The sequence below is a fragment of the Novosphingobium sp. genome, assembly GCF_049240505.1.
GTDB lineage: Bacteria > Pseudomonadota > Alphaproteobacteria > Sphingomonadales > Sphingomonadaceae > Novosphingobium.
Genome location: NZ_JBMLSM010000179.1, coordinates 22,590 through 29,613, shown reverse-complemented (window position 1 = coordinate 29,613; position 7,024 = coordinate 22,590). Strand labels below are relative to the sequence as shown.

6 protein-coding genes are annotated in these 7,024 nt (G+C 62.6%); 2 read left to right on the top strand and 4 right to left on the bottom strand.

The window, feature by feature from the left end; translation table 11 throughout:
• Positions 1-241 precede the first annotated feature (241 nt).
• Positions 242-607, bottom strand: a complete 366-nt coding sequence (locus tag ACOVQ0_RS14590; RefSeq protein WP_421885857.1) for a hypothetical protein — start codon at positions 605-607, stop codon at positions 242-244.
• A 214-nt stretch (positions 608-821) separates the two neighbouring features.
• Between ACOVQ0_RS14590 and lptB the strand changes: the two genes are divergently transcribed.
• Both lptB and rpoN read left to right on the top strand, forming a co-directional pair.
• Positions 822-1,598 (top strand): LPS export ABC transporter ATP-binding protein, encoded by a 777-nt coding sequence (gene lptB / locus ACOVQ0_RS14585; RefSeq protein ID WP_421885854.1) that lies wholly within the window; start codon positions 822-824, stop codon positions 1,596-1,598.
• Between the two features lie 127 nt (positions 1,599-1,725).
• Complete coding sequence (gene rpoN / locus ACOVQ0_RS14580) at positions 1,726-3,213, top strand: RNA polymerase factor sigma-54 (protein WP_421885851.1); 1,488 nt, start codon at positions 1,726-1,728, stop codon at positions 3,211-3,213.
• 138 nt (positions 3,214-3,351) lie between these two features.
• On the opposite strand, the gene ACOVQ0_RS14575 is transcribed toward rpoN, so the two are convergent.
• From ACOVQ0_RS14575 to ACOVQ0_RS14565, 3 genes are read right to left on the bottom strand one after another with little or no spacing between them, the layout of a single operon-like run.
• The gene (locus ACOVQ0_RS14575; protein WP_421885849.1) at positions 3,352-4,206 is read right to left on the bottom strand and encodes a phosphodiesterase; all 855 of its coding nucleotides are present in this window, start codon (positions 4,204-4,206) and stop codon (positions 3,352-3,354) included.
• Positions 4,207-4,223: 17 nt separating this feature from the next.
• Positions 4,224-6,107, bottom strand: coding sequence for a cytochrome c3 family protein (locus ACOVQ0_RS14570; RefSeq protein WP_421885847.1), 1,884 nt, complete (start codon positions 6,105-6,107; stop codon positions 4,224-4,226).
• Between the two features lie 7 nt (positions 6,108-6,114).
• Positions 6,115-7,023 (bottom strand): hypothetical protein, encoded by a 909-nt coding sequence (locus ACOVQ0_RS14565; protein WP_421885845.1) that lies wholly within the window; start codon positions 7,021-7,023, stop codon positions 6,115-6,117.
• Between the last annotated feature and the right edge of the window lies 1 nt (position 7,024).

Genomic DNA, 7,024 nt, shown 5'->3' with positions numbered 1-7,024 from the left:
GTGAAAGCATGGACAGACCTTTCGCAACAGCAAGGCTGCGCGGTCTAGAGCAGGGATGGCTGGCAGGCAATCAGGGGGGCGAGGACAGTTCGGCAGACTGTGGTATCAATTGCTAAAACGAGCGCCGTAAACCCACCCCCAGCCCCTCCCTTAAGGGAGGGGAGCGAGACTTATTGAGCCGTAAGGCGAAATTAGTCGCAGCGGGGAGGGTTTCCCAACCTGCCGTGTTTGCAAAAGCCCCTCAGAACAGCATTGAAAGCGCGCGATAGAGGCCGGTGATCAGGATCGGCAGGATAGCGGCAAGCGCCCATACCTTTATCTGATCGCGCCGAAATGCGGCCTTATAGGCCATGCTGTGCGCCTGTTCATCGGTCAGGTGTTCCCAGCGTCGTTCGAACTGGCGGAACATCGGAATGATTGCGGCAACCAGCACCACCAGCACGAACAGCGGCAGGATCGATGCGCTGGTCCCCTGAATTTCGTGCATGGTGACGAATATCTGCAGGCCGGTGTAGACCAGCAGGCCGTAAGCGACGTTGTCGCTCATCTTCTTGCGCCAATCGACCTTTTCGGCCTTGCTGGCGGCTGAGTGGAGGGCCTTGTTCATGGCGCCTAACCCCTTGTTCCTATCCTACGGGAGTAGAACATGCAGGTTGGGAACGTGCAAGGGCAATTCGGGCAGCCTTGTCCTTCATCGGGATTTAATGTGACGTGGCTATGAAGCCATGCATAAATCCTGCCAAATTGCAGCGCGGGGTTTGAACTGGCGGGCCGACCCGCTATTGAATGCCGCTGATCGATTGAAACTGCCGAGTTTGTTGATGACCATGATCGATGAAACTGCCGCGCCCGCCAATGCGGCACCGCCTATCCCGCAGGGCGGACTTGAAGTGGTTTCAATCGCCAAAAGCTATGACAAGCGCGCGGTGCTGAGCGATATCTCGCTGTCGGTGGGCAAGGGCGAAGTGCTGGGCCTGTTGGGGCCGAACGGCGCGGGCAAGACGACCTGCTTCTATTCGATCATGGGCCTGGTTCGGCCCGATTCCGGGCGCATCCTGCTGGATGGCGTGGATATCACCAAGCTGCCGATGTACCGCCGTTCGATCCTGGGGCTGGGCTATCTGCCGCAGGAAACGTCGATCTTTCGCGGCATGACGGTGGAGCAGAACATCGCCACCGTGCTGGAACTGATCGAGCCGGACAAGGCCACGCGCGAAGCAGAGCTTGAGCGGCTGCTGGACGAATTCGGGCTGACCCGGCTGCGCGCCAGCCCGGCAATGGCACTTTCGGGCGGGGAACGCCGCCGGTGCGAAATCGCGCGGGCGCTGGCTGCGCGGCCATCGATCATCCTGCTCGACGAACCGTTTGCCGGCATCGATCCGCTTTCCATCAGCGATATCCGCCATCTGGTGAAAGACCTCAAGCGGCGCGGCATCGGTGTGTTGATCACCGACCACAACGTGCGCGAAACGCTGGATATCGTGGACCGCGCCTGCATCATCTATGGCGGGCAGGTGCTGTTTGCCGGAAGCCCCGAAGCGCTGGTGGCCGATGCCAACGTGCGCAGGCTCTATCTGGGTGAGGGTTTTACGCTGTGAGCTTTGCGTCTTGTCCATCGACAGGCTCAGGACGAGCGGAGGTGGCGCATGGATGTTTCTTTCCCCCGCTCATGCTGAGCCTGCCGAGGCAGGCTGGCTGATGAAGATCTCGGGGGGGATCTAGATCATGGCTCTGGGGCCAAGGCTGGACATACGACAAACCCAGTCGCTGGTGATGACACCGCAGTTGCAGCAGGCGATCAAGCTGCTGGCGCTGTCGAACCTTGAGGTGGAAACCTTTATCGGTGAGGCGCTGGAAGCAAATCCGCTGCTGGAAATCGGGGATTCCGCGCCTGCTGAGCCGGGCGATGCGCTGTCCGAAGACCTGCGCCGCACACAGCTCGAATCCTCCGGCGTCGATCAACTCGTTGCCGAAGGGCGGGTGGCGGAAGACCGCCCGCTCGATATCGATACGACCGCGCTCGACCGCGACCGCGATACCGGGGACGGTTCGCTGCTGGAACTGTCCTCAGTACGCGAAGGGGGCGGCGGTGGCGAAGCGCCGGATATCGACGAGCACGGGCGCTTCGACATATCGCTGGCCGAACATCTCCACGGCCAGATCGGCACCGCCACGTCTGACCCGCAACTGCTGTTCGTGGCGCGATGGCTGATCGATCAACTGGACGAAGCGGGATATCTGCGCCTGCCGCTGGGCGAAGTGGCAGAAGCGCTGGGGCTTTCGGCGCTGGTGGTGGAACGCGCACTGGGGCTGGTGCAATCACTTGATCCCACCGGCGTGGGCGCGCGCAATCTGGGCGAATGTATCGCGCTGCAGGCAAAGGAAGCGGACCGTTACGATCCGTGCATGGCACGGCTGATCGACAATCTCGAACTGGTGGCGCGGGGTGAGATCGCGCGGCTGAAGCGGCTGTGCCAGGTCGATGACGAAGACTTTGCCGATATGCTGGCCGAATTGCGCAGTTACGATCCGCGCCCCGGCCTGCGCTTTGGTGCGGGCATGGCCGAAGCGGTGGTGCCCGACCTGCTCATCCGCGCTGCCGGATCGGGGTGGGATATCGCGATCAATCAGGCCACCCTGCCGCGCCTGATCGTCAACCGCAGCTATTACGTGGAAATGCGCGGGGCCTGCGTCGGCAAGGAAGCCAAGGCGTGGCTGGGCGAAAAGCTGGCCGATGCGAACTGGCTGCTCAAGGCACTGGACCAACGGCAGAAGACGATCCTGAAAGTGGCGGCAGAGATCGTGAAGCAGCAGGACGGCTTCTTCCGCCACGGCGTTGCCCATCTGCGCCCGCTGACGCTGCGGCAGGTGGCAGAGGCCATCGAGATGCACGAATCAACCGTGAGCCGGGTGACTTCGAACAAGTACCTCAACTGCGATCGCGGCACGTTCGAACTGAAGTATTTCTTCACGTCGGGCGTGGCATCATCCGATGGCGAAGGCGCTTCGGCAGAGGCTGTGAAGGCAGCGATCCGGCAGTTGATCGATGCGGAAGATCCCAAGGCGATCCTTTCGGACGATGCGCTGGTCGATCTGCTGAAAGCCAAGGGCTTCGACCTCGCCCGGCGCACGGTGGCGAAATATCGCGAGGCGATTGGCCTTGGCAGTTCGGTGCAGCGGCGGCGGCAGAAGGCGCTGGCGGGCGTGCGGTAAAGCTTGGGCGTTGGTAAACCCACCCCCACCCCTCCCTTAAGGGAGGGGAGCGAGACTTGGCGCACCGAAGGTGTGCTTAGTCGCAGCGGGGAGAGTTTCCACACCTGTCGTGGCTGCAAGCGATGTAGACGCCGGGACTTATGCCGCTCCGGGACGCTCGGCCAGCATTTCGCGCACCATGTCGGTCAGGTTGGCGTCGAACCGGGCCAGGACCTGATGATCCTCGGCCGTGTCCCAGTGCGTCACCAGTTCGCGCCCGTTGAACCAGTGCAGCGCATAGCCGGGTGGATCGGCGATGATCAGGTTTCGCTCGTCCGGCTGGTCCGGGTCAATCGGCCGCAGATCGAGCGCGACTTGCGGCGCGGTGGATGGGCAGGTGGCGACCACGGTGCCTTCCCATGCCGTGACGATGGCGCGGTGGATATGGCCGCACACCATGCCGACAATATTGTCGCGCCCGCGCACACAGGCGGCGAGCTGTTCGACCCAGGGTTCTGCGGGATCGGTGTTCATCCACGGAATGCCCGCTTCGAACGGCGGGTGGTGCAGCACGATCAGGTTGCGCGCATCGGGCGCTTCATCGAGCCGGGCGTTGAGCCATGCCGCGCGTGCATCGCAAAAGGCACCGCCGTGGCGGCCTTCTTCCAGCGTATCAAGCACGATCAGCCGCAGCGGCCCGGCTTCGACCACATATTGCAGAAAGCCTCCATCGAAGCGCGCTTCGGGGAAGACCTCGGCAAAGGTGGTGCGGACATCGTGGTTGCCCAGCGCGTAGTGAACCGGGAACGGCAGATCGGCAAAGGCTTCGCGCAGGCGGAGGTAGCTGTCCTTGTCGCCCCGGTCGATCAAGTCCCCGGTCGCGATCAGCATGTCGGGACGGGGCTGTAGCGCAGCCAGTTCCTCCAGCACCCGGTCAAGCCGCTGCCGGTTGAACTCACCGGGGCAGTCAGGCTCAAACCCCAGGTGGATGTCGGTGACCTGCGCTATCAGCATCGTCCCCCCTGCATCCCCTAGTGCGGTTTCATCGGGAAGCGCGGACGATCCGCCAGCGCCACCGCATGAGCGTCGGTTTTCTTCCGATCATTCTTTGGCACCCACGGCGCGCCTGCATCCATGTGATAGGAGTGGCACATCGCGCAGGAGGATTCGACCGGATCCTTTACCGAAATGGATGCCATTTTCGCGCCTTCACCGCCGACATGGCAGGTGCGGCAGCCACCCTTGCCATCCATGCCCGGCACGAGAAGGTCGGTGGCCTTGTTCGATGTGGCAGCGCCGGTGTGGCATTGCGCGCAATCGCTTTGCACGTGGGCCTTGTGATCGAACCAGCCCTTGCGGAAATAGCGGTCGTTCTGGGCGACCGGCTGGATCGCAAAGCCTGCCGTCTGCGCAGTACCGCTGCGCGTGACGACGTGGCAATCGTTGCACATCCCGCCCTTCGAGAAGACTTGCGTGATCGCCTGATCCGCGCCGCCCGGATAGAAGCGCACCGCGCGGGCATAATCTGCCGCGGTTGACCGCATCGCCGCATCGCCCGGCACCCTGCGCGCCATGCCCGAAAGGTTTGCCGGGCGTGCAGGCGCAGTGCCGCGATAGAAGGCGCGCAGATCGGCCACGACCTGTGCAGGATCGCCATGCCGCAGCGTGCGAACGGTGCCGCCGATCTGATCGAAGCTGAGCGAGTGGCACGACTGGCAGGATTCTTCCATGTCCACGGGTTTGAAGCGTGCACCGCTGGAATCGGTCGCATGGCAATCGGCGCATTGCAGGGCATCGCTGCCTGCGAACTTGCCCGGCATCCGGCGCACCATCTGCGCAATGCCATTGGTTTTCGACAGGTGCTGTCCGTGGGTGAACTTGAGGCCGTTATTCTCTTGCAGACCCGCTTCCCACGCCACGCGACGGAACAGCGGCTTGTCCCCGTCCATCCCGCTCAACAGAGTCGGCCTGAACTGGGGATGGGCCGTTCCGAAATCGGCGGCGTCGGCGATCTTCGTGTCGGGCAAGCGACCTTTCATCCCGTCATGGCAGTCCGCGCAGAACTGCTGTTGCGTGGCGGGCATAGCACCCGCGCCTTCATGTTCAGTGTGACAATCGACACAACGCCCGGCAGGACGGTTGAACGCGCCCGCGACCGCGCGCTGCATGGCGGCCATGCCTGTCGGCTCTCCCCGTGATTGCAACAGGCGCGCCTTGTCTGCGATGTGATCGTGTGCATCCTTGGTGTGGCAGGTAAGACAGGCTTTGTCGGTCACCGCAACGAACGCTTGCGTGTGGCAGGCCTGACAATCGCCATTCAGCGCCTTGTGCGAAAGGCTCAACGGGCCGGACGTCCACGTCTGATCGGCGTGGAAACCATCGGGCCGCCGCGCCTCTTCCTTCATCGCCAGCGGTTTGTATGTGGCATAGCTGTAGAGCGGGAAGGCAAGGAACGCGAACAGCACCAGCAGCGAAAACGCCCATGCCGAAAGGCGCTTTCCGGGAAGCAGACCTTTCAGCGAATAGGCCGCGCCGATATCGCGCTCTTCGGCGGATTCGGACACGGCTTCCACACGGCGCACGGTCAGGACCGGCGTTTCGCCATCCTCATCCTGCGAAACGGCAATACGGTGGCCGCCAAAGGCAAGCTCGCCACCCACCGCCGGGTCGATTTCGGCAGACTTCGTGCTGCGGCCGTTCACTTCGAACGGCTGATCGGTGGTTGCAGTAACCGTGAGGATACCATCCGCCCCCCGTGCGATACGCGCATGGACCGGGTTCACCGCAAGGTCGGGCAAGTGGATCGCGCAGGCCGAATCGCGGCCAACGGTCATCTCGCGCATTCCATAGGTGGAGCCGCGGACGATTTCCTCGCCACTGGACTTGAGCGCGATCTGGCGGACAACAAAGCTCATCGTTCGCTCACCAGTAGAAGAAGACGCTGACGACATGCGCAGAGAGCGCAGCGATCAGAGCGAAGGTGACGGGGACGTGGACATAGAGCCAGGCCTGCAACCACGATTTGAGTTTCAGATGCTGTCGCAATCGTTCGAGCATCGATTCCTTGCGCGTGAGTTGCGCGTCGATCTTGCCAAGCAGATCGTCCTTGGTTCGTTGACGTGACGCGCGCAGCGCACGCAGTTCGTTGACGGCGTGGCGCGTGGCGCAATTGGGATAGTTGCCGGTCACACGATTCCAGATGGTGCCGCCGAACGGGTCTTGCTCAAGGCTCTGCCCTACCAGCACCGCCGCCTGCGCATCCAATGGCTGCGCGGCATCGTGGATTTGCCGGTCGAGCGAACGCAGCGCCTCGATCATCTGCTTTTCGGTGATCGCGCCTTCTTCGTCATAGCGATTGGCCGAAAGCGCGCGGGGCAGCGTAGCATAGACATAGATGCCGAACACCCCCGATGCCACCACCAGCAGCATCAGTGCCCAAGCCAGCGTGTGGACGTTCCAGCCGAATTCGAATCCCGAATGCAGCGTGCCGATCACGGTAACGAGCATTCCAAGATAGACGTGCGCCGAAGTCCACGCCTTCAGGCTCCAACGGCCCGGTGTGATCGCGCGCTTGCGCATTCCCAGCATGGTCAGCCACAGGATCAGCAGCGCGCCGAACGTGCCCAGCGTGTAGCCCAGCCAGCTTGACCCGAAATGCGTGCCGGGCAGCGGCACGAAAATATAAAGCAGCGTCAGGACCAGTGCGAGCGCAGCCGAAAGCTTGGCCCAATACATGTTGCGATGGGTCAGAAATCCTTCGTGGGTATTCTGGCGCTGGCGCGAGGAGCCGGTCTTCTTGGCCGAAGCAGGCTTGTTTGCGGTCGATGCCATC